This window comes from Martinezella dioscoreae, assembly GCF_009176305.1.
Lineage (GTDB): Bacteria > Pseudomonadota > Alphaproteobacteria > Rhizobiales > Rhizobiaceae > Rhizobium > Rhizobium dioscoreae.
The window spans coordinates 1,290,489-1,313,018 of sequence record NZ_BLAJ01000001.1 but is presented as its reverse complement, the minus strand read 5'-3'; the positions used below and the strand labels follow the sequence as shown (position 1 = coordinate 1,313,018).

25 protein-coding genes are annotated in these 22,530 nt (G+C 58.5%); 13 read left to right on the top strand and 12 right to left on the bottom strand.

Going from position 1 to position 22,530, the window contains the following annotated elements; translation table 11 throughout:
- The first annotated feature begins 209 nt into the window (after positions 1 to 209).
- Positions 210 to 1,388 (top strand): AI-2E family transporter, encoded by a 1,179-nt coding sequence (locus GDN47_RS06360; protein ID WP_113330659.1) that lies wholly within the window; start codon positions 210 to 212, stop codon positions 1,386 to 1,388.
- A gap of 4 nt (positions 1,389 to 1,392) precedes the next feature.
- Here the strand turns inward: GDN47_RS06360 and GDN47_RS06355 are convergent, their stop codons facing one another.
- From GDN47_RS06355 to GDN47_RS06340, 4 genes are all read right to left on the bottom strand, one after another.
- Positions 1,393 to 1,860, bottom strand: coding sequence for a GNAT family N-acetyltransferase (locus GDN47_RS06355; RefSeq protein WP_173002447.1), 468 nt, complete (start codon positions 1,858 to 1,860; stop codon positions 1,393 to 1,395).
- Positions 1,861 to 1,895: 35 nt separating this feature from the next.
- Positions 1,896 to 3,050, bottom strand: coding sequence for a DUF2336 domain-containing protein (locus GDN47_RS06350; RefSeq protein WP_152092858.1), 1,155 nt, complete (start codon positions 3,048 to 3,050; stop codon positions 1,896 to 1,898).
- 113 nt (positions 3,051 to 3,163) lie between these two features.
- Positions 3,164 to 3,769, bottom strand: a complete 606-nt coding sequence (locus GDN47_RS06345; RefSeq protein ID WP_152092816.1) for a flavin reductase family protein — start codon at positions 3,767 to 3,769, stop codon at positions 3,164 to 3,166.
- A complete protein-coding gene (locus GDN47_RS06340) occupies positions 3,769 to 4,356 on the bottom strand; it encodes a nitroreductase family protein (RefSeq protein WP_152092815.1) in 588 nt (195 codons plus the stop codon). The genes GDN47_RS06345 and GDN47_RS06340 overlap by 1 nt, the downstream gene beginning before the upstream one ends.
- Positions 4,357 to 4,509: 153 nt before the next feature.
- Between GDN47_RS06340 and GDN47_RS06335 the strand changes: the two genes are divergently transcribed.
- Positions 4,510 to 5,580, top strand: a complete 1,071-nt coding sequence (locus GDN47_RS06335) for an RgsD C-terminal domain-containing protein (protein WP_233789763.1) — start codon at positions 4,510 to 4,512, stop codon at positions 5,578 to 5,580.
- Positions 5,581 to 5,663: 83 nt separating this feature from the next.
- Here the strand turns inward: GDN47_RS06335 and GDN47_RS06330 are convergent, their stop codons facing one another.
- The 5 genes from GDN47_RS06330 to GDN47_RS06310 all read right to left on the bottom strand — a co-directional run bounded on the left by GDN47_RS06330 (position 5,664) and on the right by GDN47_RS06310 (position 10,196).
- Positions 5,664 to 6,503 (bottom strand): lysophospholipid acyltransferase family protein, encoded by an 840-nt coding sequence (locus GDN47_RS06330; RefSeq protein WP_069612228.1) that lies wholly within the window; start codon positions 6,501 to 6,503, stop codon positions 5,664 to 5,666.
- Positions 6,504 to 6,649: 146 nt separating this feature from the next.
- Entirely contained in the window at positions 6,650 to 8,638 is a 1,989-nt protein-coding gene (gene thrS / locus GDN47_RS06325; protein ID WP_145631092.1) for a threonine--tRNA ligase, read from the bottom strand.
- A gap of 129 nt (positions 8,639 to 8,767) precedes the next feature.
- On the bottom strand, positions 8,768 to 9,295 hold the full coding sequence (locus GDN47_RS06320) for a DUF1697 domain-containing protein (RefSeq protein WP_113330653.1): 528 nt from the start codon (positions 9,293 to 9,295) through the stop codon (positions 8,768 to 8,770).
- A gap of 3 nt (positions 9,296 to 9,298) precedes the next feature.
- Positions 9,299 to 9,721: a membrane protein insertion efficiency factor YidD gene (yidD, locus tag GDN47_RS06315; protein WP_145631088.1), complete on the bottom strand. Its 423-nt coding sequence runs from the start codon at positions 9,719 to 9,721 to the stop codon at positions 9,299 to 9,301.
- A gap of 13 nt (positions 9,722 to 9,734) precedes the next feature.
- Positions 9,735 to 10,196 carry an iron-sulfur cluster assembly scaffold protein gene (locus GDN47_RS06310; RefSeq protein WP_173002446.1) on the bottom strand — a complete coding sequence of 154 codons (462 nt, stop codon included), beginning with the start codon at positions 10,194 to 10,196 and terminating at the stop codon, positions 9,735 to 9,737.
- 292 nt (positions 10,197 to 10,488) lie between these two features.
- Between GDN47_RS06310 and folE the strand changes: the two genes are divergently transcribed.
- The 3 genes from folE to GDN47_RS06295 all read left to right on the top strand — a co-directional run bounded on the left by folE (position 10,489) and on the right by GDN47_RS06295 (position 12,644).
- Positions 10,489 to 11,100 (top strand): GTP cyclohydrolase I FolE, encoded by a 612-nt coding sequence (folE, locus tag GDN47_RS06305; protein WP_113330650.1) that lies wholly within the window; start codon positions 10,489 to 10,491, stop codon positions 11,098 to 11,100.
- A gap of 25 nt (positions 11,101 to 11,125) precedes the next feature.
- Positions 11,126 to 11,575 (top strand): phosphoribosyl-AMP cyclohydrolase, encoded by a 450-nt coding sequence (gene hisI / locus GDN47_RS06300; protein WP_112721279.1) that lies wholly within the window; start codon positions 11,126 to 11,128, stop codon positions 11,573 to 11,575.
- A gap of 109 nt (positions 11,576 to 11,684) precedes the next feature.
- Positions 11,685 to 12,644 (top strand): patatin-like phospholipase family protein, encoded by a 960-nt coding sequence (locus GDN47_RS06295; RefSeq protein ID WP_145317366.1) that lies wholly within the window; start codon positions 11,685 to 11,687, stop codon positions 12,642 to 12,644.
- A gap of 99 nt (positions 12,645 to 12,743) precedes the next feature.
- Here the strand turns inward: GDN47_RS06295 and GDN47_RS06290 are convergent, their stop codons facing one another.
- Both GDN47_RS06290 and GDN47_RS06285 read right to left on the bottom strand, forming a co-directional pair.
- A complete protein-coding gene (locus GDN47_RS06290) occupies positions 12,744 to 13,178 on the bottom strand; it encodes a CBS domain-containing protein (protein WP_015339966.1) in 435 nt (144 codons plus the stop codon).
- A 165-nt stretch (positions 13,179 to 13,343) separates the two neighbouring features.
- Positions 13,344 to 14,114: a rhomboid family intramembrane serine protease gene (locus GDN47_RS06285; protein ID WP_152092812.1), complete on the bottom strand. Its 771-nt coding sequence runs from the start codon at positions 14,112 to 14,114 to the stop codon at positions 13,344 to 13,346.
- 317 nt (positions 14,115 to 14,431) lie between these two features.
- Here GDN47_RS06285 and GDN47_RS06280 point away from each other — a divergent pair, with 317 nt between their 5' ends.
- From GDN47_RS06280 to GDN47_RS06250, 7 genes are all read left to right on the top strand, one after another.
- Positions 14,432 to 15,094, top strand: a complete 663-nt coding sequence (locus GDN47_RS06280; RefSeq protein ID WP_233788708.1) for a PAS domain-containing protein — start codon at positions 14,432 to 14,434, stop codon at positions 15,092 to 15,094.
- A gap of 82 nt (positions 15,095 to 15,176) precedes the next feature.
- Positions 15,177 to 15,806: a PilZ domain-containing protein gene (locus GDN47_RS06275; protein ID WP_095434944.1), complete on the top strand. Its 630-nt coding sequence runs from the start codon at positions 15,177 to 15,179 to the stop codon at positions 15,804 to 15,806.
- Positions 15,807 to 15,877: 71 nt separating this feature from the next.
- Positions 15,878 to 16,840: a prolyl aminopeptidase gene (gene pip, locus GDN47_RS06270; protein WP_152092811.1), complete on the top strand. Its 963-nt coding sequence runs from the start codon at positions 15,878 to 15,880 to the stop codon at positions 16,838 to 16,840.
- 391 nt (positions 16,841 to 17,231) lie between these two features.
- Positions 17,232 to 17,837, top strand: coding sequence for a transglutaminase-like cysteine peptidase (locus GDN47_RS06265; protein ID WP_113333845.1), 606 nt, complete (start codon positions 17,232 to 17,234; stop codon positions 17,835 to 17,837).
- Positions 17,838 to 18,173: 336 nt separating this feature from the next.
- Positions 18,174 to 18,944, top strand: a complete 771-nt coding sequence (locus GDN47_RS06260; protein ID WP_152092810.1) for a hypothetical protein — start codon at positions 18,174 to 18,176, stop codon at positions 18,942 to 18,944.
- 117 nt (positions 18,945 to 19,061) lie between these two features.
- Positions 19,062 to 20,567 (top strand): serine hydrolase, encoded by a 1,506-nt coding sequence (locus GDN47_RS06255; protein WP_152092809.1) that lies wholly within the window; start codon positions 19,062 to 19,064, stop codon positions 20,565 to 20,567.
- A gap of 126 nt (positions 20,568 to 20,693) precedes the next feature.
- Positions 20,694 to 20,969, top strand: a complete 276-nt coding sequence (locus GDN47_RS06250) for a hypothetical protein (protein WP_152092808.1) — start codon at positions 20,694 to 20,696, stop codon at positions 20,967 to 20,969.
- On the opposite strand, the gene GDN47_RS06245 is transcribed toward GDN47_RS06250, so the two are convergent.
- The gene (locus tag GDN47_RS06245; protein ID WP_092715857.1) at positions 20,966 to 21,400 is read right to left on the bottom strand and encodes a DUF1489 family protein; all 435 of its coding nucleotides are present in this window, start codon (positions 21,398 to 21,400) and stop codon (positions 20,966 to 20,968) included. The genes GDN47_RS06250 and GDN47_RS06245 overlap by 4 nt on opposite strands.
- A gap of 108 nt (positions 21,401 to 21,508) precedes the next feature.
- Between GDN47_RS06245 and GDN47_RS06240 the strand changes: the two genes are divergently transcribed.
- Positions 21,509 to 22,528, top strand: coding sequence for a serine hydrolase domain-containing protein (locus GDN47_RS06240; protein WP_145317347.1), 1,020 nt, complete (start codon positions 21,509 to 21,511; stop codon positions 22,526 to 22,528).
- The last annotated feature ends 2 nt before the right edge of the window (positions 22,529 to 22,530 follow it).

Here is a 22,530-nt window from a genome sequence, read left to right as displayed (position 1 = left end):
CGCTGATAAAAGTTTCAAATTCGACACAAAAACTCAGTCTTCTGCGTTCAAGATGCTTCGTCGCCTCTCGATAACTTAATTACGGCGCGCAGGACGGTCGTGCTATTGTCATGACGGCTGAATAAGAAGCTTAAAGCCGTTGCTCTTGAAACGGCCTAGATCATACCCCATAACCGGATGATCTAGTAAAGAGGGGCGAAGTAAGACCGGTGGGTGTATTTGAACGTCATAAGCCGAGGGAGCATCGGTGGCTGGGACCGAGTGCGCATGCGCGCATGCCTTTGATCCCATCCATTTCCGCAGCGCGCTGGCTGCTGATTTTGATTGCCATTGCCGGTATTTATTTCTTTTATGGCTTTCTCGTACCGGTCCTTGCCGCAGCGGTGATCGGCTTTGCCACTTGGCCGCTCTATAGCGATATCGTGCGTCGTACCGGCGGCAATACGACACTCGCCGCCACTATCGCCATCGCATTCATCGTCACCTTCCTCGTCCTGCCTATCGTCCTATCCGCCATCTATATGGCTGGTGAGGTGCGCGAGTGGTTCAGCTGGGCGATCCATGTGAATCGCGAGGGTGCGCCGCCGCCGCAATGGATTCTCGCGTTGCCGGTCGTCGGCTCCTGGCTCGGCGAGCAGTGGACGCAATATGTCGGAAGCCCAGGCTCGCTCGGTGAGTTGGCGCAGTTGGTGAGCGGTGCCCATATCGGCAATATCTACAGAGCGGTTCTTGCAGCCGGTGGTGGTGCATTCCACGTCGTGCTGACCTTGCTCTTCATGCTAATTGCGCTGTTCTTCATCTATCGCGACGGCGCGACCTTCGTCCGCCAGGTCGACTTGCTCGGCGAGAAGATTCTCCCAAATCGCTGGGAACGGATTTCGCGGGTCGTACCCGCGACGATCAGTTCGACCGTCATGGGCATGACGCTAATCGCCATCGGCGAAGGCATCGTCCTCGGCGTGGCCTACTGGATCGCCGGCGCTCCGTCCGCAATCACGCTCGGCGTACTGACGGGCGTGATGGCTCTCGTGCCGGGCGGCGCACCGCTTTCCATGTCGCTTGTGTCGATCTATCTCGTCGCCAGCGGCTCGCTTTGGGCGGGTATCGCCCTCTTTCTCTGGGGCACGATCGAGCTTTTCATTGTCGATAAAACGCTTCGTCCCAAGCTTGTCGGCGGTCCGATCAAGCTGCCGTTCCTCCCCACTTTCTTCGGTCTGGTGGGAGGCGTAAAGACCATGGGCTTCCTCGGGCTCTTCATCGGTCCGGTGCTGATGGCCATCATCGTTGCCATCTGGCGCGAGTGGATTCGCGAAGCCGAATTGACCGAGGAACAGCACGCGCAGGAACCCGAACTGCAGCTGCATGTTCGGGACGCTGCCGAAGGCTGATTGCTCAGCTGGTTTGTTCCAGCCGTTTTTCCATGAACAGGCTGAGCGGGTCGGGCTGATAGCTGCCGAATGCGGGAATTTCGAGATATCCGAATTTCCGGTATAAGCCGATCGCTTCCGGCTGATATATGCCGGTTTCAAGCCGCACCGCGGAAAGGCCTTTTTCGAGCGCTGCCGCTTCGAGCGTCTCCATGAGCTTGCGCGCGACACTGCGGCCTCTGGCGATCGGATCGACGAACATGCGCTTGATCTCCGCTGTACCGTCGCCGGCTTCCACCAAGGCGCAACATCCGACGATCGCGCCCTCTACCCTGGCAACCCAGAAGGTCACCTCGGCCTTCTCCAGCGAAGACAGATCGAGCATATGGTTGCTCTCCGCCGGATAGAGCGATTCCGCATAGGCGCTCGACATGTCGAGAAGGCGGATAACCCCCTCCTGACGCGGGGATTCGATAGCAATCGTCAGTGACAAGATGAACCTCTGAGAGATAGAATGCCCGCTGGATATCACGCGGCGGCGAGCGTCGCCAGTGCGGCAAAGCTCCGCGCAGTTTGCCGTTTCTCGGCATTGGCAAGCTTCTCGACCATGTCGAGCAACTGCGTTGCCGCGGCGGGGGCTGGCTCCGCAAGGTGGAACTTGCGCATCAATCGCGAAGACACATCTTCCAGCATCGCACTGCCGTTCTTGCGGGAGGATTCGCGCCATATCATCGTCGCTTCGACGAAGATCGTGCTGATATCCCGAGGCAGTCCGGCGCTTTCGTAAAGCGCCCGCAGGGCATGGGCGCGCCCCCTGGAAACGATCGAGCGCACGCGCCGTTCATCGCATCCGGAAAGATTGGTGATCGCGCAGGCAAAGAAATCGACCTTGCCGGAACATAGCGCATGCATCAGGAACGCCGGCGTCAGCCAGCCGCCCTGCCTGAGATGCTCGACCAAATCGGGCAATTGCTCGTGCTGTGCCGTTCCCGCGATCGTGACAGTTGCGGATTCGGTCGCTTCACGCGTTACCTGTTGCAGCCTGGAGCTGCCGACGAAGCTCTGGACGAGCGCCGATTCCGAAAGCGCGTCGCTGACCTGGCGCATCAGCAGGTGCCTGATATCTGAGGACAAGATGTCTCGTGAAAGCAGCAGTCCGCGTATGTCGGCGCAGTCACCCATGCGCTCGGCGATGCGTTTGAGCGAGGCCTGCGAAAGCAAGGCACCATCATTCTCGAGCAGACACAGAATTTCAGCCTCGCCGCCGATCTCGGCAAGTGCAGCGCAGACCGCACGTGGCACCTCGCCGCGAGACGCGATCAACACCCGCGTCACATCGCTACCCCGCAATGCGAGATCGACGAGGTCGGCATCGGTGAACACGGGCGAAAATAGGATGATCTGCCCGGCGATTTCAGGCTGATCCTCGGCTAAAGACAGGATGACGTTCCGCGGGGCGGTGGCCGAATGCGCGACCGCCTCAGCAAGCGCCAGCCGCACGCGGGGAGACGGGTCGTCGAGCAGATAGGTCATTGCCATCTCGGCAGCCGCGCGCTCGTCCTTCGGCATCTCCGACTGCAGATAGGCCCTGCCGAGTGCATTGGCCGCCCGCGTCCTGCTTTCTGCCTTGGCGGTCTCAGCCCAGCGAAGGAATGCTTCTATGATCACGTAACGCCCCGATATCAACGGGGCGATTCTTGCCCCGCAAATTCATATGCTTCACGTTATCGGGCAAAGGTTTACGGGACGTTTACCTTGCTTATTAACCTTTCGCCTACCAGCACGAGTGGCGCCCATCAGGGCGCCTTTGGCCTGATCATCTCGAAGACGTCACTGCCCTCGCTATAATCCATGTAGCCCATGCGCGCGATGGGACGCACCAGCGCCATGTCCAGCCTGCCGTCGCGAATGATCGTCTCGTCGATATGGATACCGACGACCTGGCCGATGACCATGATATTTTCCGATACCTCGCCATTGAGACCCTTGGGCTGCAGGGTTTCAGTTACCCGGCATTCGAGCACGGCAAAGGCCTCGGCAACATAGGGGGCATCGATCAGCTCGCCAGGATTTGCGGTTAGTCCGGCAAGTTCGAATTCATTGACGCCATAGGGAACGGCAACGGAAGAATGGTTCATCTTCTCCACGATATGGCGACTGACGAGGTTGGCCGTAAAGACGCCGGTTTCCTCGACATTGCGCACGCTGTCCTTTCGACCGGCGGAAGAAAACATCACCAACTTCGGCCGATCGCTGACGGCGTTGAAGAAGGAATAGGGCGAGAGGTTCAGCGAACCATCCCTGCCCTTGCTGCCGATCCAGCCGATCGGCCGCGGCGCCACGATCGCCTTGAACGGATCATGCGCCAGCCCATGACGATTGGTATCCGTCGTATAAAACATCACGCGTCCTCGCCGCCGACCCATGTTACCGTTTCGGCAAGTTCCGGGCGTGGGCGTTCGACCGGAGGAAAGCTTGTCGAGCCGATATGGATGAAGCCGGCGACCTTTTCGCCAGGCTGGACGCCGAGCAACGGATAGGCGCGCTCGTCGAAGGCGAACCATTCGGTCAGCCAATTGGAGACCCAACCATGAGCATTGGCTGAAATCAGCAGGTTCATGCAAAGCGCGCCCGCCGACATCAGCTGTTCCCATTCCGGGATCTTAAAATGCGGCGCCGCCTTGCTGACGACCGCGATGACCACAGGGGCACGGGTGAAACGAGTGCGTTCGACCTGAATCATTTCCTCAGACAGGTCAGGCTTAGCTTCCAGTGCAAGCTTCAATAGCTCTTTACCGATGCGAGCGCGTTCCTCGCCGCGATAGACGATAAAGCGCCACGGTGCGAGCTTGCCGTGATCCGGCACACGCGAGGCCAACCGGAGAATCTCCTCGATCTCAGCCTTGTCCGGTCCCGGCTCCGACATTTGGAACGCAGGGATGGATCGGCGCACCGCGAGATAGTCGACCAGCTTGATATCGGTTTTCATTGAGGAACTGCCTTCATTTTGGCTTGTGGTATGATGAGGTCTTGAATTTGCCACCGCATTGGTTTTGAAGTGGCGTGTGTTTTATCGGAAGTCAATCGGTTGGTATCCATGTCAGGCATTTCATCCGCTCGCCGATTGAGCGCGGCTTTCGCAATGCTTGCGAGCATAAGTACCGCCGTCTCGGCACAGGATGCCTTCAAGGAATTCAAGCAGCTCGACGGCAGCGTCAAGATGCCGAAGCTCAATGCTTTCGTGGCCCCGAATGGCGAGAATTCGTCTGCGCGCACATTGCGCGACGTTTCCCTCGAAGCCAAACTCACGCCCCAGAGCGGCCCGCAGCAGCAGGGCCTTGCCTGGTACGTCTTCAGCCCGATAGCGGGAGCAGACGGCAAACTGCCGCTGGTTGCCAGCTCGCGCGGAGGCTCGGCCTCCTTTCACCTTTTGCCGGGCGATTACTTCGTCAATGTCTCTTTCGGCCGCGCCGGTGTCACCAAGCGGTTGAGCGTGCCTGAAAGCGGCGAGACCCAGAAGCAGACGATGGTTCTCGACGCCGGCGGCATGGTCTTGAATGCCGTATCCGGCCCCGATGTCCGTATCCCTCCAAACGAGCTGAGTTTCTCGATCTATTCGAGCGAGACCAAGGAAGACGGCGAACGCGGTCTTGTCATGGACGACGTCAAGCCGAATACGCTGGTCGGCCTCAGTGCCGGCACCTATCACGTCGTTTCCGAATATGGCGAGGTCAATGCCGTCATCCGTGCCGACATTCAGGTGGAAGCCGGCAAGGTGACCGAGGCGACCATTCAACACAGGGCGGCAAAGCTCACGTTCAAGCTGGTTTCGGATGCCGGCGGCGAGGCGATCGCCGATACGGCCTGGTCGATCCTGACAGCAGCGGGCGATATCGTCGGGGAAAGCGTCAGTGCGTTCCCGACCATGGTGCTTGCGGAAGGCCGCTATACAGCAGTCGCCCGCAACAAGGACAAGATCTATCAGCGCGATTTCACGGTCGCCGCCGGCATGAATACGGATGTGGAAGTGCTGATGAAGCAGCAGCAGCCGCAGGATGCCGATACCGAACAGTCGGCCCGACAGCTGCCGATCCAGATGCCGCCGATGCGCCAGAGCCAGACGCCGCCGGCCACGACCAACCAGCAACCGCTGCCCACCTATGAACAATTGGCGCCTGCCGCTGGTGGCGACGACGGCGATAGCATGGATTGACAGCGGAGCCCCGGGTTTGATCGCCGGCTGGCGCTATCAGTGCAGTCACCGTTCGGTGATGAGAAGCTCGAAACCCTTTCCGCTCATCCGGCCTTACGCCGCAGCATCTTTCTAGGGGGTGCCATGGAGAAGACCGCTCCATAAAGCTTCGTCAGCAGGTCCTTGCGGTCACTGCCCTCGCTGAGGGCCTCCCAGCTCCTGGGAGCACCGATATGCGCTGTTATGGTGCTGCCGGAGAGACGCCGGAATTCACGGATCAGCAGCGAGATGCGCAAGGTCATCGAGATGCGGCTCGCCAGATGGAACAGCCTGCCGTTCTGTCCTTCGAAATAGATGGGAATGACGCTCGCACGCGCGGCCTGGATGAGTTTTGCCGGGAATATCTTCCAAGGCAGATCCTCTGCCCGGCCGAAACCCTTCTTGGCGGTTGCAACGCCACCGGCAGGAAAGACGATGATCGTTGTGCCTTCCTTTAAGAGGCGAACAGCCTCATGCCGGGTCTTCATATTGATCGCCATCGCTTCCTTGGTCTCCTCGAAGGAGACCGGCAGCGAATAGTCGTGCATCTCAGGCACCTTCAGCAATTCGTTATTGATCAGAACCTTGAAGGGCCGCCCCAGTTGCTCGGCAAGCGCCAGCACCGCAATGCCGTCGCCGATGCCGTAGGGGTGATTGGCGACGATGACGATCGGCGCCTCGGGGATCTGGTTCGGCGGCCATTCGCCTTTGATGAGCAGGCGCACATCGATGAGATCGAGCATCTTGCCGAAAACCCGCTCGCTCTTGCCGACGATATCGGTGCGCCAGATATCGTAGAGCCGGGCATAACGGTCTCGGCCGGAAAGGCCTTCGATGGAGCGGATGAACCAGCGCTTGATCCGCGTGTCCCGTTCGTTTGCGTAGGATAATTCCTTGAATTCCAAGTGCGCGACGGGGCTGCCCCGCTCCTATGGTCTCAGTTGCGTCACATGTTGCAGCCACAGCAACGCTTTGATTCATCAATTATATGAAAGTCGTATGTCAGTTCTCTGACGGCACCCTGAAGGTGCCGCCAGATATCGGTCGGCCGTCAGGCGGCCTTGGCCCGCCTTGCTTCGCGCTTGCGCAGAATGTCCGGCGGCGTTGCTTCCAGCGAAAGCGATGCGATCGCTTCGTCCAGCGACATCGAGGTCTGCGACTGGCTGCCGAGGCGGCGGATGTTGACCGAACGCTCTTCGGCTTCCTTCTTGCCGCAGACGATGATCACCGGAACCTTCGTCACCGAATGCTCGCGGATCTTGTAGTTGATCTTCTCGTTGCGGAAGTCGGTCTCGACATCGAGGCCGGCGTCGCGCAGCGCTTCCGCTACCTCTTCGCCATAAGCGTCGGCTTCCGAGGTGATCGTCGCCACGACGACCTGCAGCGGCGAGACCCAGAGCGGCATATGACCGGCGAAGTTCTCGATCAGGATGCCGAGGAAACGCTCCATCGAGCCGCAGATGGCGCGATGGATCATCACCGGCTGCGTCTTTTCGGAGTGCTGGTCGATGTAGAAGGCACCGAAGCGCTCAGGCAAGTTGAAGTCGACCTGCGTCGTGCCGCATTGCCATTCACGGCCGATGGCATCCTTGAGCGTATATTCGAACTTCGGGCCGTAGAAAGCGCCCTCGCCCGGCAGAATGCCGGTCTTGATGCGGCCTTCGGACTGCGCCTCGATCGTTTTCAGCACGTCCATCATCACGCTTTCGGCGCGATCCCAGAGCTCGTCCGAACCGACGCGCTTGTCGGGGCGAGTCGAAAGCTTGACGACGATCTCCTTGAAGCCGAAGTCCTCATAGACCGACAGGATAAGATCGTTGATCTTCAGGCACTCAGCCGCCATCTGCTCGTCGGTGCAGAAGATGTGTGCATCGTCCTGCGTGAAGCCGCGCACGCGCATCAAACCATGGAGCGCGCCCGAAGGCTCGTAGCGATGCACGGCCCCGAATTCCGCAAGGCGGATCGGCAGTTCGCGATAAGACTTCAAGCCATGCTTGAAGATCTGGATGTGGCCGGGGCAGTTCATCGGCTTCAGCGCAAAGACGCGGTCATCATCGGTGTCGTCGCCGGCAACGGTGACCTTGAACATGTTGTCGCGATACCAGCCCCAGTGACCCGAGGTCTCCCAAAGCGACTTGTCGAGCACCTGCGGCGCGTTGACTTCCTGATAATCGCCCTGCAGCCGCCGGCGCATATAGGACACCAGCGTCTGGAACATGCGCCAGCCCTTGCCGTGCCAGAAGACGACGCCGGGGCCTTCTTCCTGGAAATGGAACAGGTCCATTTCGCGGCCGAGACGGCGGTGATCGCGTTTTTCGGCTTCGGCGAGGATGTGCAGATAGTTGTCGAGATCCGCCTGTTCAGCGAATGCCGTGCCATAGATGCGGGTCAGCATCGGGTTGTTGCTGTCCCCACGCCAATAGGCGCCGGCGACCTTCATCAGCTTGAAGGCATTGCCGATCTGGCCCGTCGAAGCCATGTGCGGACCGCGGCACAGGTCGAACCAGTCACCCTGGTAATAGATCTTCAGATCCTGACCTTCCGGAATGGCATCGACCAGTTCCACCTTGTAGCGCTCGCCCTTGGCGGCAAAGACTTCCCTCGCCTTCTCGCGTGACCAGATCTCCTTGGTGAACGGCTTGTTGCGCTGGATGATCTCGCGCATCCGCTTCTCGATGACAGGAAGATCATCGGGTGTGAAGGGCTCGTTCTTGGCGAAATCGTAGTAAAAGCCGTTTTCGATGACCGGACCGATGGTCACTTGCGTTCCCGGCCAAAGCTCCTGTACGGCTTCGGCAAGCACGTGCGCGGTGTCGTGGCGGATGAGCTCCAACGCGCGATCATCCGAGCGGGTGATGATCTCGATCTTGCCGTCGGTCACCGGATCGGAAAGATCGCGGACGGTACCGTCAAGCGCGATGGCGACAGCTTTCTTGGCAAGCGACTTGGAAATAGATTCGGCGACATCGCGACCGGTCGTGCCGGCAGCGAAGCTGCGCACGGAACCATCGGGAAATGTCAGGGAAACGGATTGGGACATCGATATTCTCCTTGTCCAGTCCCGCCAACGAATGCGGGTGGTTTCGAAAGATAGGGACCAAGTAAATGCGTAACTTAAGTCCGCGCGCCTGATAGCTGTATTTCGCGATCTAGTAAAGGAAAAGCGGCGCTAGGCCCGGATCATCTCGGCCAAACCGCGCACGGTGTTCCAGTTTCGCATCGTTCCGATGCCGAGCCGTTTTGTCGTCAAAGCCGGTAGCATTTTCGTCTCGCTGGCCTTGAGGCCGAAATCGATCCATAAATCGCCATCGACAACGGCCATGCGTTCGTCCTGCCGGTATTTCGCAAGCACATCGAGAATTTCGGGTTCGAGTGGCTGCCGCATCACCCGAACGATGACCTCGCTGCCGATCCCGTCGAGAAAGGGATTGCCGTCGGCGAGCCTCAGCCATCTATCGGCATCGCGGACGATGATATCGACATGCTTGCCGAAAGCCGTAGCAAAACCTGCCTCAAGCTGTGCCTCGACCGATGCGATTGGCTGCGGCTCGGCTTCGAAAACAAGATTGCCGGTCGCAACAAGCGTTCGGGCATTGCGAAAGCCCAAACTCTCCGCCATGGCCTTGAGATCGGACATGATAACTCTGCGGCCTGGGCCAAGGACTATGCTGTAGAGCAGCGCGACATAGACTGCCAACGGTCAGGCAGCCTTTTGCCCAAGGCGGAAATAGCGCCAGGGCGTCCACCAATGATAGCGGCGCTCCAGCTCGCCGGGCACCGGATCGAGCCCGCTCGTCCCACCCGGTCCGCAGCGGGAGACGCGAAACAACGTCATCCAGCCGCCAGCCCAAAGTCCGTGGCGCGCTACCGCCTCATAGCCATATTCCGAGCAGGTCGGGATGTGGCGGCAGGAGTTGCCAATGAAGCCGGAAAGCGTCAGTTGATAAAGGCGAATGAGGCCCATGCCGAGGAGCCGGTCCGGTGTTTTGCGGAAAGGTCCGGCATAATTGCGCGACTTCATCGCCATCTCGCCGCCTAGTGATGCATCGCGCCGCGCGCGCTTGGAGGGTGCAGCACCGCCCTCGTCTTCATCGTCGTCCTGCATGAGACAGAATTGGCACATGGTCAGCGCCCGCTCAGACGGCTTCAGCCGTTTTGGCATTTCCGCCTTGACGCGCCGCCTCGATCTGCCCGATCGCGTCCACAACGGCATCGAATGTCAGCATGGTCGAAGCGTGACGGGCCTTGTAATCCCTGACCGGCTTTAGATAGCGCATGTCTTCGAAACGCCCCTCAGGCCCCTCGCCGTCGGCCTTGAGCATGGCGAGCATATCCTCGCGGGCCTTGCGTACTTCGTCTGCAGTAGCGCCGACCACATGGCGCGCCATGATCGAAGATGACGCCTGGCCGAGCGCACAGGCCTTGACGTCATGGGCAAAATCGGTCACCACATCGCCGTCCATTTTCAGCCAGATTTTTACGCGAGAACCGCACAATCTGGAATGGGCCTGGGCACTGGCATCGGCGTCAGGAAGACTGCCGATGCGGCCGATATTGCCGGCAAACTCTAGGATTTTGCTGTTGTAGATGTCGTCCATCACAGATTTTGCTCCGATGCACCTGTTCGTGTTTCGTAACAAAAAACACAGCGTGTCCGTTTAGGACACTTTCACAGGGACAATGCCATACTATATGTATGTCGTTCGAAGACCATCGAAATGCAATGGTCTTCTGTAAGTTTGATGGGAAACCGTGCAGGACGGCAGGCTTGTCCGCCAGCCAGAACGCCCCGGAGCCCGCCAAAGGTACAAAATCTCCGTACCTCGGGGAATGCCAGTGGCGAGTCCGACAAGATGATATCCGCACAGCGGATCAGGAGAACCATAGGTAATGGACGCCATTGTAAAGAACTTTCCGCAAGTCACTGATTTCGAACGCCCGTCGCAGCAGGAAGCTGAAGACGCAATCCGCGTTCTCCTTCGCTGGGCCGGCGATGATCCGCGTCGCGAAGGCCTGCTCGATACGCCTGCGCGCGTTGCCAAGGCCTATCGCGAGCTGTTCGGCGGCTACGAGCTGAATCCCGAGGATGTGCTCGGCCGCACTTTTGAAGAAGTCTCGGGCTACGACGATATCGTTCTTGAGCGGGACATCCCGTTCTATTCGCATTGCGAACATCATATGGTGCCGATCATCGGCAAGGCGCACGTCGCCTATCTGCCGAGCGGTCGTGTCCTCGGCCTGTCGAAAATCGCCCGTGTCGTCGATATTTTTGCGCGCCGACTGCAGACGCAGGAAGCCATGACGGCCCAGATCGCCAATGCGATCGACGAGTCCCTGCGTCCGCGCGGCGTCGCCGTGATGATCGACGCCGAACATATGTGCATGTCCATGCGCGGCATAAAGAAGCAGGGTTCCTCGACGCTGACGATGACCTTCACGGGTGCCTTCAAGGCCGATCCGGCCGAGCAGGCTCGTTTCATGTCCTTGGTCCGGGGTCGCTGACCGGGCTTCAACGAAAGAGCCGGAAATGAACCTGATTTTCAATGCTCCTTCCGAAGATAAATCCGAGTTGGAGGATGCAGGCGATTTCACGCCCCGTTTCGACGATCGCGGCCTGATCACCGCGATCGTGACGGATGCGCATGATGGCGAATTGCTGATGGTCGCGCACATGAATGCCGAGGCGCTCGCGCTGACGATCAAGACCGGCACGGCGCATTATTTCAGCCGCTCGCGCGGTAAGATCTGGAAAAAAGGTGAAACCTCCGGAAACCTTCAGACGGTGAAGGAAATCCGAACGGATTGCGATCAGGATGCAATCTGGCTGAAAGTGGAGGTCGCCGGACATGATGCGACGTGCCATACTGGCCGCCGTTCCTGCTTCTACCGAACAGTCGAGCTCGAAGATGGGAAGCCGGTGCTGAGCGTGGTCGACGATCACCTGCATTTCAATCCGGAAGAAGTCTACAAGCAGTAGACCTATCGGTGATGGTGTTTCAACAAGCCACAACCAGTATACGATTTGGAAACGAAAAAGGGACAGTATTTTAGCCGAGGCACACGGAGCCTCGGAGGAGGCGTAAAAAATGCTGAATTGGGGGTTGAATCGTCACATCGGCGGACAGAGCTCGACCGGTTCAGGCCTTACGCAGGATACGTCTACCCCGCTTCTCCCTCCCGCCCCTCCAAAAAAAGTAAAGATTGCCTTGGCGCTTGGCGGTGGTGCTGCGCGTGGCTGGGCGCATATCGGTGTTTTGCGTGCACTCGACGAAGCCGGCATTGCAGTCGGCATGATTGCCGGCACATCGATCGGCGCCCTCGTCGGTGGCTGTTATCTTGCGGGCAAGCTTGACGAACTTGAGGCCTTCGCGCGTTCGCTGACCATGCGGCGCATCGCCAGCCTGCTCGACCTCACCATCGGCGGAAGCGGATTGTTCGGTGGCATGCGGCTCACCAAGCGCATGCAGGAACATCTGGAAGGATTTTCCATCGAAGATCTCGACCGTCCCTTCGTCGCCGTCGCGTCGGAGTTGAACACAGGCCATGAAGTCTGGATTGCCAACGGCTCTCTCATCACTGCGCTCAGGGCATCATATGCCCTGCCTGGCATCTTCGAGCCGGTGCGCTCCAACGGCCGTACGCTGGTCGATGGCGCCCTGGTCAATCCGGTGCCGGTTTCGGTCTGCCGAACTTATGAACAGACGTTGGTGGTTGCGGTAAACCTGCACTACGATCTCTATGGCCGGTCCGCGGTGGTCAAGCACAATGTCGGCTCGCCCAACGGCGATCTGCTGCGCCGCGAGGATGCGCCCGCCATGAAACTTGGCATGACGGGTGTCATGGTGCAGGCTTTCAACATAATACAGGACAGAATTGCGCGTGCGCGCCTTGCCGGCGACCCGCCCGATCTGGCGTTGCATCCGCGCCTCAGCGATATCGGCCTTTCGGAATTTCATCGTGCTGGCGAAGCAATAGAACGCGGCTATGAGGAAGCATCGGCAAGATTGACCGAGATCCGGCGCATGCAAGAAGCCTACGCGCGTTAAGCCTTGAAAAACGCAATCGGCGCTTTGCTGGGAATTCAGGCCGTTGCTTACCGCAGGCGATCCACCGCGCCGATTGCTTCGGTCACGCCGAACCGCTTCTTACCCGGCGATATAGGCCTTGATCTGCTCGGCCTCGAGTTCGATCTCACGGATGCGCCATTTGACGACGTCGCCGATGGAGATGATGCCGGAAAGCTTGCCTTTCTCCTCAACGGGAACGTGACGGAAGCGGCGCATCGTCATCAGTTCCATCAATTCGTCGGTCGTCGTATCTTCCTTACAGCGATGCACCTTGGCCGTCATCATCGATGCGATCGGCTTGTCGAGGCATTCCTGCCCCTGCTTGGCAACGGCATTGACCACATCCCGCTCGGTGAAGATGCCGGAAATCTTGCCGCCCGGTCCGACGACCACGATGGCGCCGATGCGATTCTCATTGAGAATCTTCGCGGCCTCGGCAACGGTCGTATTACCGCCCGTCGTCACGACGTCGCGGCCCTTGGCTTCAAGTATGGCCTTTACGGAAACTGACATTCGATCCTCCCATCTCGAAAGCATGATGAACACCTGAAGCGTCCGATATGTTCCGAAATTACCCCCGGAGCTCAAACCGGCGCCTCGCCCGTCGGTCGGTCGATCTCCTCATCCCACGACCGACGGATAGCAATGGTGCGCCTGTGTCAGTAAGAAAGCAACAGCTCATTCATCGAGTGGTAAAGCTTCCTGAGCTTCCACGGGCGGCTGCCGGTCGAAGGGTGCAAAAAGCAGGAATCCGAACAGAAATCCGCCGATGTGAGCATCCCAGGCCACCGGCTGCGAACTGTCGCCCGCAAGATTGATGCCAAAGGCGACGAGTGCATTACCGGCGACCCACATGACGGTATAGGCGACGACGGTACGGCTTCGAAGCGACTCCAAGATGCTGAGGCGCGGATTGAGATGCGCCTGCCGCATGGAAACTCTGCGACCGTCCATGGCCGGAAACGCAAAGCGGCAAGCTGCCCCCATCAGCGCCGAGACGACTCCGGATGCACCGATCAAAAGCGTCTGGTCTCCCCAATAAAGCGCTGCATGCAGGAAGGCGGAAGCGGCGGACGAAAAAATCCAGAAAATCACATAGCGCAGCGCGCCGATGCGTCGCGCCACGGGCGCAGCAAAGACCATCAGCCAGAGACTGTTGAAGACGATATGCTCGATCCCGCCATGCAGCAGCGAATAGGTGACCGGCGTCCAAAGCCATTCCAGCCCCTGCTGCGACAAGGGAAAGGCATAACGGGCCGGGATGAAGCTGAAGGTGAAATAAATCCAGTTCAACGTATCGTCCGACCACGAGGGCAGGTTCATGACCGCGAAGATGACGATCAGAACAGCAAGACTCGCCAGAATCGCGGGAGGCAGATTGAAGGCGGGCACATGCTGCTGCGGCCGCGGATTTTCCGGCTCTGGGCGCGGCAGCTGTTCATCGTCCATGTCTTGCTCAGCTTATCAATAGAGGTCTTCGACACATACCGCAGCAAAAATCAAAAAAAAAGCCGCCCGCAGTATGGGGCGGCGCGCCGGGATGCTCCTCTCCGGATTGGACCACGCTGGTCCGTCCGGCGCCCGGGAAATTCGTGCTGAAGGTCACTTGGTGAAGTGATGAACAAAGCCTTACACCGACCATCGGGCGGAGCAAGCGAAACCCCTTGTTAACCCTAATGGCCCGGTTCTGGCATGGAATTCGCAACGGTGGAGTCGAGGGCAATGAATGCCTTTGTATTTGAAATGAAATGGGACACGGACGCATTATGCGCCAGAAGACGAGCATCGATATATTTACCTATTGGGAGCATATACGCGGCAACGCTGATGCCCCCTTGCGCAATTTGATACAGCCATCGGCGATCGGACATATTCTTCCCGAGCTGTTCATCCTGGAAAACACCGCCGACGACAATCCCCGCTTCCGTCTGGCCGGTACGGCGATCTGCAACCTCATGGGGCGCGAGATTCGCGGCGAGAATTTCGCGGCGCTCTGGGCTGGCAGCCAGCAGGACGATCCGGTGCACATCGCCGCCGGCGTGATGAGGCACGTGGTTCCCGCATCGATCCATGCAACGGGATATTGCATCAGTGGCCGCAGCATGACCTTCGAGCTGATATTGCTGCCGGTTCGAACATCGAGCGACACTTGCGACAGACTGCTCGGCTGCCTCACGCCCACCGTTTACACGACATGGCTCGGCAATGAGCGCCTGGAATTTCTGGCGCTGGACCGCAGCCGCCTGCTTCGCGACCGCCCCGTCCGGCTCGTGAATGCGCCGCCGCATCCCGATCCGACAGATCTTCTGCCGCATCAGCGAAGCACCAGCCTGGGCGAATGGATGCGCCGAAAGTTAATTCAAGCAAAAAATGGGCGCGAGAGAGCTGGAATTGACCCAGCTCGGAACAAAATCGACGATCATCTCTAAGCCATGCCTCGGGAAAGACAACCTTACTTTAAGGAGTTGCGGCTAATAGTTGGAAGAGACGCAATAGGGTTCAAGACGCTTCATGCACTCATTCCAGCCGGCCCATGCGACGCGGCCCAACCAAATGACAGGCAATGCTGTTCGCAATGATCAGCGGACCTTTCAACGGGTTCCGATCAATATGCAGGGTCGCCTGATGCTGGCTAATTATGAGGAGTTCGAGTGCCTGGTCACCGAGATGTCGCCAGGCGACCTTCATGTCACCTGCCTGGGACGTCCGCGCGCCGACGAGCGCGTTGTCGCCTATATCGATCACCTTGGCCGCGTTGAAGGCAATGTCGTTGCCGTCGATGGCCGCGGTTTCACCATGTCGATCAATGCGACCGAGCGGAAACGCGAAAAGCTTGCCGCCCAATTGACCTGGCTTGCCAACAAGCACGAACTTGGCCTGCCGGAAGATCGCCGCCATGATCGCCTGACGCCGCGCAACACCCGCTGCGAGCTTACGCTCGACGACGGTACGCAATATGTCTGCCGCATCATGGACCTCTCGCTCTCGGGTGCCGCGGTCGATGTCGAAATACGCCCCACGATCGGGACGCCGGTACGCCTCGGCAATATGCGTGGCCGCGTCGTTCGCCATTTCATGGAAGGCGTGGCGATCGAATTCCTTTCGCTGCAGTCGCGCGAGACCTTGCGCGAATTTCTCTGATATTGTCATCCTCCTGTCACGCGGCGTCGCGAAACAGCGATGCCTGTCTTCTTCTCAACGCGTGACGGCAAATGCTTTACCCGGATACAATTCCTTTTGACGAAGGCCTGCTTGAGGTCGGTGACGGCCAGCGGATTCATTGCACGCAATCAGGCAACCGGCAAGGCAGGCCTGTCCTTATCCTGCACGGCGGTCCGGGTTCAGGAAGTTCGGCCGGAACGCGGCGTTATTTTGACCCGCATTACTATCGAATCATTCAGTTCGACCAGCGCGGCTGCGGCGGCAGCCTTCCGCATGCGTCGGAACCGGCGATCGATCTCTCGGCCAACACCACATGGCATACGATTGCCGATATCGAGCAATTGCGGTTGCGTCTCGGCGTTGAAAGCTGGATCGTCTTCGGCAATTCCTGGGGCTGCACGCTTGCGCTCGTCTATGCCGAAACCCATGCGCAACGGGTGGAAAGCTTGCTCCTCGTCGGCATTACCATGACGAGACAATCAGAAATCGATTGGCTCTATCAAGGTCTTGGCCGGTTCTTTCCGGAGCAATGGGCACGCTTTCGCGCTGCCGTGCATGAAGAGGATCGCGACGGTGATCTCGTCGCTGCCTATTATCGCCTCCTGCTTAACCCAGATCCCGCAATCCACGTGAGAGCTGCAAGAGACTGGCACGAATGGGAGGGCGCCTCGATCCTGATCGATCCGCGCGAGACCCTCCCATCTCGGTGGTCCGATCCTCGCTATCTGACGGCCCGTGCCCGGATCATCACCCACTACTCCCACCATCTGGGCTGGCTCGTGGAACGGCAGATCCTGCGCGACATCCATCGGCCCGCCGGTATCCCCTGCACGATGATCCAGGGGCGGATGGATCTCGAGGCGCCGCTGGTAACAGCCTGGGAATTGTCGCAAGCATGGCCAGAGGCGGAACTGGTGATCGTTGCGAACGCGGCCCACTCGCCGGCCGTCGCGGAGATGGCTGCCGCGATCATTCGCACAACCGACGGGCTTCGCCCCAACGGCCGACAATAAAAATCAAAAATATTTTTTGAGCCGGCTTTCCCAAAATGGGACAGATCGAGGTTCTTGCGGTCATTTCCGGCACTCGGCAGGCCTATCGCAAGGTGGGCTCTGTATCAATACAACACGGTTGCTGCCCAAATCTGCACCCGGACGTTAACGATCCTCATTGTTGAAAACCGTTCCGAAACAGCCGGATATCAAACTCTCGCTTTGCTGCACTTCATACCAAAATTCCTCAAATTTTAATCGAATTTGCCGCAAACTTGAATCAAGTTTTCTGCGTGTTTTATGAGAATTTTCTCCAGATTTGATTCAACTAAGCTATTAATTTAACTGCGCAATTTTGCGTCAGATAAAATCACGCGTGTCATTCTGATCCCAATAAAACAGGGACAGGGACATGAACTTTCAAATCGCACTTCGCGGCCTTGCCGCTCTGGCGCTTTCCGCTCTTGGCTTCTTCGGTGCGGCCCAGGCGGCACCCGCCAACATGACGATAACAGGCGACGCTGCTCCTCCGATCGGCCATTACGAATTCTGCAAGGAAAATCCGCGGGAATGCGCCTATTCCGGTGGCGATGCAGGGCCGATGATCCTCAATGAGGATAGCTGGAAGACGATCCTGAAGGTCAATTACACGGTCAATACCACCATCAAGCCGATGACCGATATGGAGCTTTACGGCGTTGAGGAAAAGTGGGCGATCCCGACCACCGCCGGTGACTGCGAGGATTTCGCGCTCCTGAAGCGCAAGCAGCTCATCGATGCCGGCTTCTCGCCTTCCGATCTGCTCATGACCGTCGTGCTGCAGCCGAACGGTGAAGGCCATGCCGTTTTGACCGTCCGCACGGATCGCGGCGATTTCATTCTCGATAACATGCGCAACAAGGTGAAGCTCTGGTCCGAAACCGAGTATACCTTCCTCAAGCGCCAGTCCGCCGACCACCCGGCTCGCTGGGTCAAGATCCAGGATGGCCGCGCCGTCGCAGTCGGCAGCTTGAAATAAGCGTTCTTCACACAGGATCATCGGCGACCTAGCGTCGATGGTCAAAGTCAGAGGCCCGGTCTCGTCCCCTGATTTCTGTCCAGGCCGGTGCCTCTGAGCCGTTCCCACTGTCCCAGGGAACGGCTCTTTTTCGTTTAATGAGTGGGCCTAAAGCTAAGGCTGAAAATACCCGAAGAATTTAAGTGCGCCATTAGCATGGCTTGCGACACATATTTAACCGTCGGTTAACCATCGTGGCGCCAATCATCATTTCCAACGAGACTCAAAAAAGTCAGGCGCCGCGAGGCTTTGCCGTCGATGATGGCGACCTGAGCGGAAGGAAATGAAGGCAAGAGTATGGCTCCTCCTCTGTCATCCGCCGCAATGATCGAAGAAAGACCGCTGATATCGAGCGGCTTTGTCTATGGGCTCACGGCCGGTGTCGCCGTTCTGGCAGCCTTGACCGTAGCCATATCCGTTGGTGGACACTGGCTTGGTGAGAAAATTTCGCTGGCAGGGCATACGACGGATACCAAGCCCATCTCTGTCACGATCGGCGACGACACAATGCGTCTGGCTGCAAACACCATTCGCTTTCCGAGCGAGCGTTCGGACGGTATGGCCGAACGTGTCGATCTCTATCTGACCTGGCCGCAGATGCAGGGCTATAGCGAAGCCGATCGCATGCGTTTCGACGATATCTCGCAATCGTCCTCACTGATCTTCCTGCAAATCAGCCAGAGCACGATGTCCCATGACATGTCCGGCCGGCTCGGTCCGATCTATTCGCAACTGATGGATGGGGCGGCCTATGCCGGCCCCTTCGGCCTGACCGCACATCGGCTTCGTGCGGATGCCGGCTACAACGACGAAATCCTTCTGACGGCGCCGCGGCCTGACGAGACCGATTATGTCGTGCGCTGTCTCCTGCCCTCCTCGCCCACGCTGGCAACCAGCGGCGATTGCCAGAGAGACATCAAGGTCGGTAAGGATTTGAGCGTTCTCTACCGCTTTTCCAGCAATCAGCTGGGTGACTGGCGCGCCATGGATGCCGCCGTCCAGAACTTCGTCAAAACGCGTCTTGTGGATAATGCCGTACCTGCGCCGACAGCTGTGGGCGGCCGCTAAAACGGCGCAGAAACCTGAAACCAACTGTTCATCATAAACCGATTGGTAACGCTAAGCCTCTACTGTCGAACGGAATGGCCGTTCATGGAGGCGGCGGCCGGATAATCGAGAATGTAAATGCAAGCAGAGAGTGATTTAGTGTCCAGATCCATTCTTTCCGTTTCGTCGTCTCAAACCGGTAAGATTCTGGCGAGAGCGCTTCTTGGTTTTTCGATCGCAACGGCGACAGTCATGGTGACTGTCATTGACGCGAGCGCGGCCGGTCCGAAATATGCCGGTATCGTCATCGATGCCAATACCGGCAACGTTCTCTACAGTGAAAACGCCGACACGCTGCACTACCCGGCCTCGCTGACCAAGATGATGACGGTCTATCTAACCTTCGAAGCGCTCGAAGCCGGCCGCATCACCCTCGACACCCCCGTCGTGTTTTCGAAGAACGCTGCAGCACAGGCTCCGACCAAGCTCGGTATTGGAGCCGGCCGCTCCGTGACTGTTCGCGAGGCGATCCTCGGCATCGTCACCAAATCTGCCAATGATGCCGCAATGGCGCTTGGCGAAATGCTTGGCGGTTCGGAGGAAGGCTTTGCCCGGATGATGAACGATAAGGCGCGGGCGCTCGGCATGACGCGCACGACCTATCGCAACCCGAACGGCCTGCCGAACACGGCGCAGATGACGACGGCGCGCGATCAGGCCCGCCTTGGCATCGCCCTGCGCGAGCATTTCCCGGAATATTACGGTTTCTTCTCCGAAACGAGCTTCCGGCTCGGCAATCGCACGATCCTCGGTCACAATCGCCTGGTTGGCTCCGTGCGCGGCGTCGACGGCATCAAGACTGGTTACACGCGTGCCGCCGGCTATAATCTCGCAACCTCCGTGAAAGTCGATGGTCGCTCCATCGTTGGTGTCGTCCTTGGCGGCGCTTCGACGCCGGCTCGTGACAACCAGATGCGCAAGCTGATCGCTGACTATCTGCCTAAAGCATCGACAAAGCATATTGATTCCAATGTGATCGCACAGGCCCCGGCCGCAACGCCCAATGTGCAGGCAGCCAGCGCACGCATGGCGGATATCAGCCGCGCGAAGATCAAGAATGGCGGAACGACCGAAGTCGCGGATTCCAACCCTTCCAGTGCGGCGGCCTTCGCAGCGGTAACGCCGCAGTCTTCCTCCTCCAATCCACTGCTTTCGGCGAAACCGGAGTCCGTGAAGCGGCCAGCCTATGACGAAACGGCCTCCGCCGGATCGTCGGACGATGCCGATGAGGATGAGATCGATACCGTAACGACCGCATCAACCTCCAAGAGCAATACGAATCTCGCGAAGCTGCAGCGGACCGAAAAGACAGAGAAGGTTGCAAAAGCAGCCAAAGCCGAGCGCGAGCCGACTGGCTGGGTCGTGCAGATTGGCATTTCCTCCAGTAAGGATGGCGCAACCGACCTGCTTGATACGGCTAAGACCAAGGGTGGCAAGGCGCTGCGTTCGGCAAAGCCCTATACAGTCGCCTTCGATGGCGGTTACCGCGCCCGTTTTGGTGGTTTCGAAGATCAGAGCGAAGCGGTGAATGCCTGCAAGGCGCTCAAGCGAGCTGGCGTCAAGTGCTGGGCGAGCACGGAATAGGAATGTGGCCGGTGTTTTCGCGCCGCATGATTTGAAGATTGGTCGGGCCTTCTGTTGCGCCCGATCCTCCGGTTCCGAATGTCAAACGGGCCGGCCCTGAGTTTGTAACGTGTACGGGGTTTTGAAATGGCAATGAACGAGAACTTTCCCGGTTTCTCGCTCGACGGCGGGGGCAAGATGAAACCGAAGGGCTTTGCTCTTCATCCGCTGCATGAGGCGGCGATGCGGCTAGCGGACCTAGGTCTCAGCCGTTCGCGTTCGCGCAGCAAGACGAAAGACCTGATCGGCATCCTGCTTTGCCATGGCGCACGCGCCTGGCGTTATTCGCAGCCGGAAGCGCATATTCATCTGCACATCACCGCCCCGACCGGCCGTGCGCCGATCATGATGCGACTGCGTTAAAGCAATCCGAGTTCGGAAAGTTCCCGCCGCAGATCGGCGGGCAATTCGGCTGCCGCGCCGAGACTGTCGAGATCGCGCGGCACGTCGTCCTGCGGCAGGTACCGCCAGCCCTGAAATGGCCGCTTCGGCTGCCCTGTCGTCTCGACAACGCTCGGGTCGAGAATAAGCCGGCAGCGCTGAATGCCGTCCGCGTCGGTGAAGGTCTCGATGCCAAGCAATTTCTGCCGCGCCTGCACCTGCCCTTTGATCACCCAATAAAGCGAACCGCCGTCCAACAGCTCGTCTACCCGTTTCGGCACCATACGCGTCGTGTGGGTTGTATGCGGCTCGAGCCCAGCAGCAATGGCGTTCATTGCCCGCTCGGAAACCCATTCGCGCAGATCATCCAGCGAATCCGCGCCCACGCACAATTTAATGAGATGCAAAGCCATAATGCCGTTGAAGTCCTTTTGACCAGCAGCGTCAAGCCTTTCACTGCGGACATCCACAGAGTGGGTAACATCACCTGAAAGCGCAAGAGGTGATTCTCGGAGGCGATTATGAGCGGTGCATCGGATTACCCGGCCAATGAGTGGACAACAGTGGATGATCCCGGCCGGTTCGGCTGGTCCAGCACTGCTCTCGCGAACGCCTACCGTTATGCGCAGTCGATCGGATCGTCCGCGATCATGATCGTGCAAGATGGCTTGATTATGAGCTCATGGGGTAAGATTGCCGACGTGACCGGCATCGCCTCCATGCGCAAAAGCCTGTTGAGCGCATTGATTGGCACGCATGAGATCGAGGGCACGATCGATTTGGCAATGACTCTGGCCGAACTGGATATCGATGATTGCGAACCAGCGCTGACACCGAAAGAGAAGCAGGCGACGATCGCTGATCTTCTGATGTCGAGGTCGGGTGTTTATCATGCCGCCGCCGACCAGGACCCGGCCCTTTTGCCTCCACGAGGTATCCATGCTGCCGGAGAGCAATGGTTTTACAACAATTGGAGCTTCAATGTCCTGGGCGGCATCCTCCAGCAACTGAGCGGCGTTCCAATTGCCGAGGATTTTTTCCGTCGCATTGCAATCCCGCTTCAGATGCAGGATTTCCGGCCGGAACACTTCTATTTCAAGACGATTCCTCAATCGATACATCCTGCCTATAAGATCAGAATGTCCGCGCGTGACCTGGCACGCCTGGGCGTGCTTCTGGCGAATGACGGCCGATGGCGCGATGCGCAAATCATTCCGGCGGAATGGATCAGCAGAAGCATCGCGCCTTATACGGATCTCGGGCGAGGTGCAGGTTTCGGCTATAGCTGGTGGATCGGGCGATACACATTGCAGCCGCTAACCGCATTCGACGGCGAAGTTGTCAAAGACAAGCCATTCTACTGGGCATCCGGCATGGGAAACCAATATCTCATGGTGTTTCCGGACTTAGCGACGGTCCTGGTTCACAGAGTAAACGACACCAATAATGGGCCGAGCAGCGCTCAAATCGAGCAATTGCAAGCCATGCTTTTGGGCAGCCGCGTGGCCGGCATCCCCCTCACCACGCCTATAAGCAAATGATC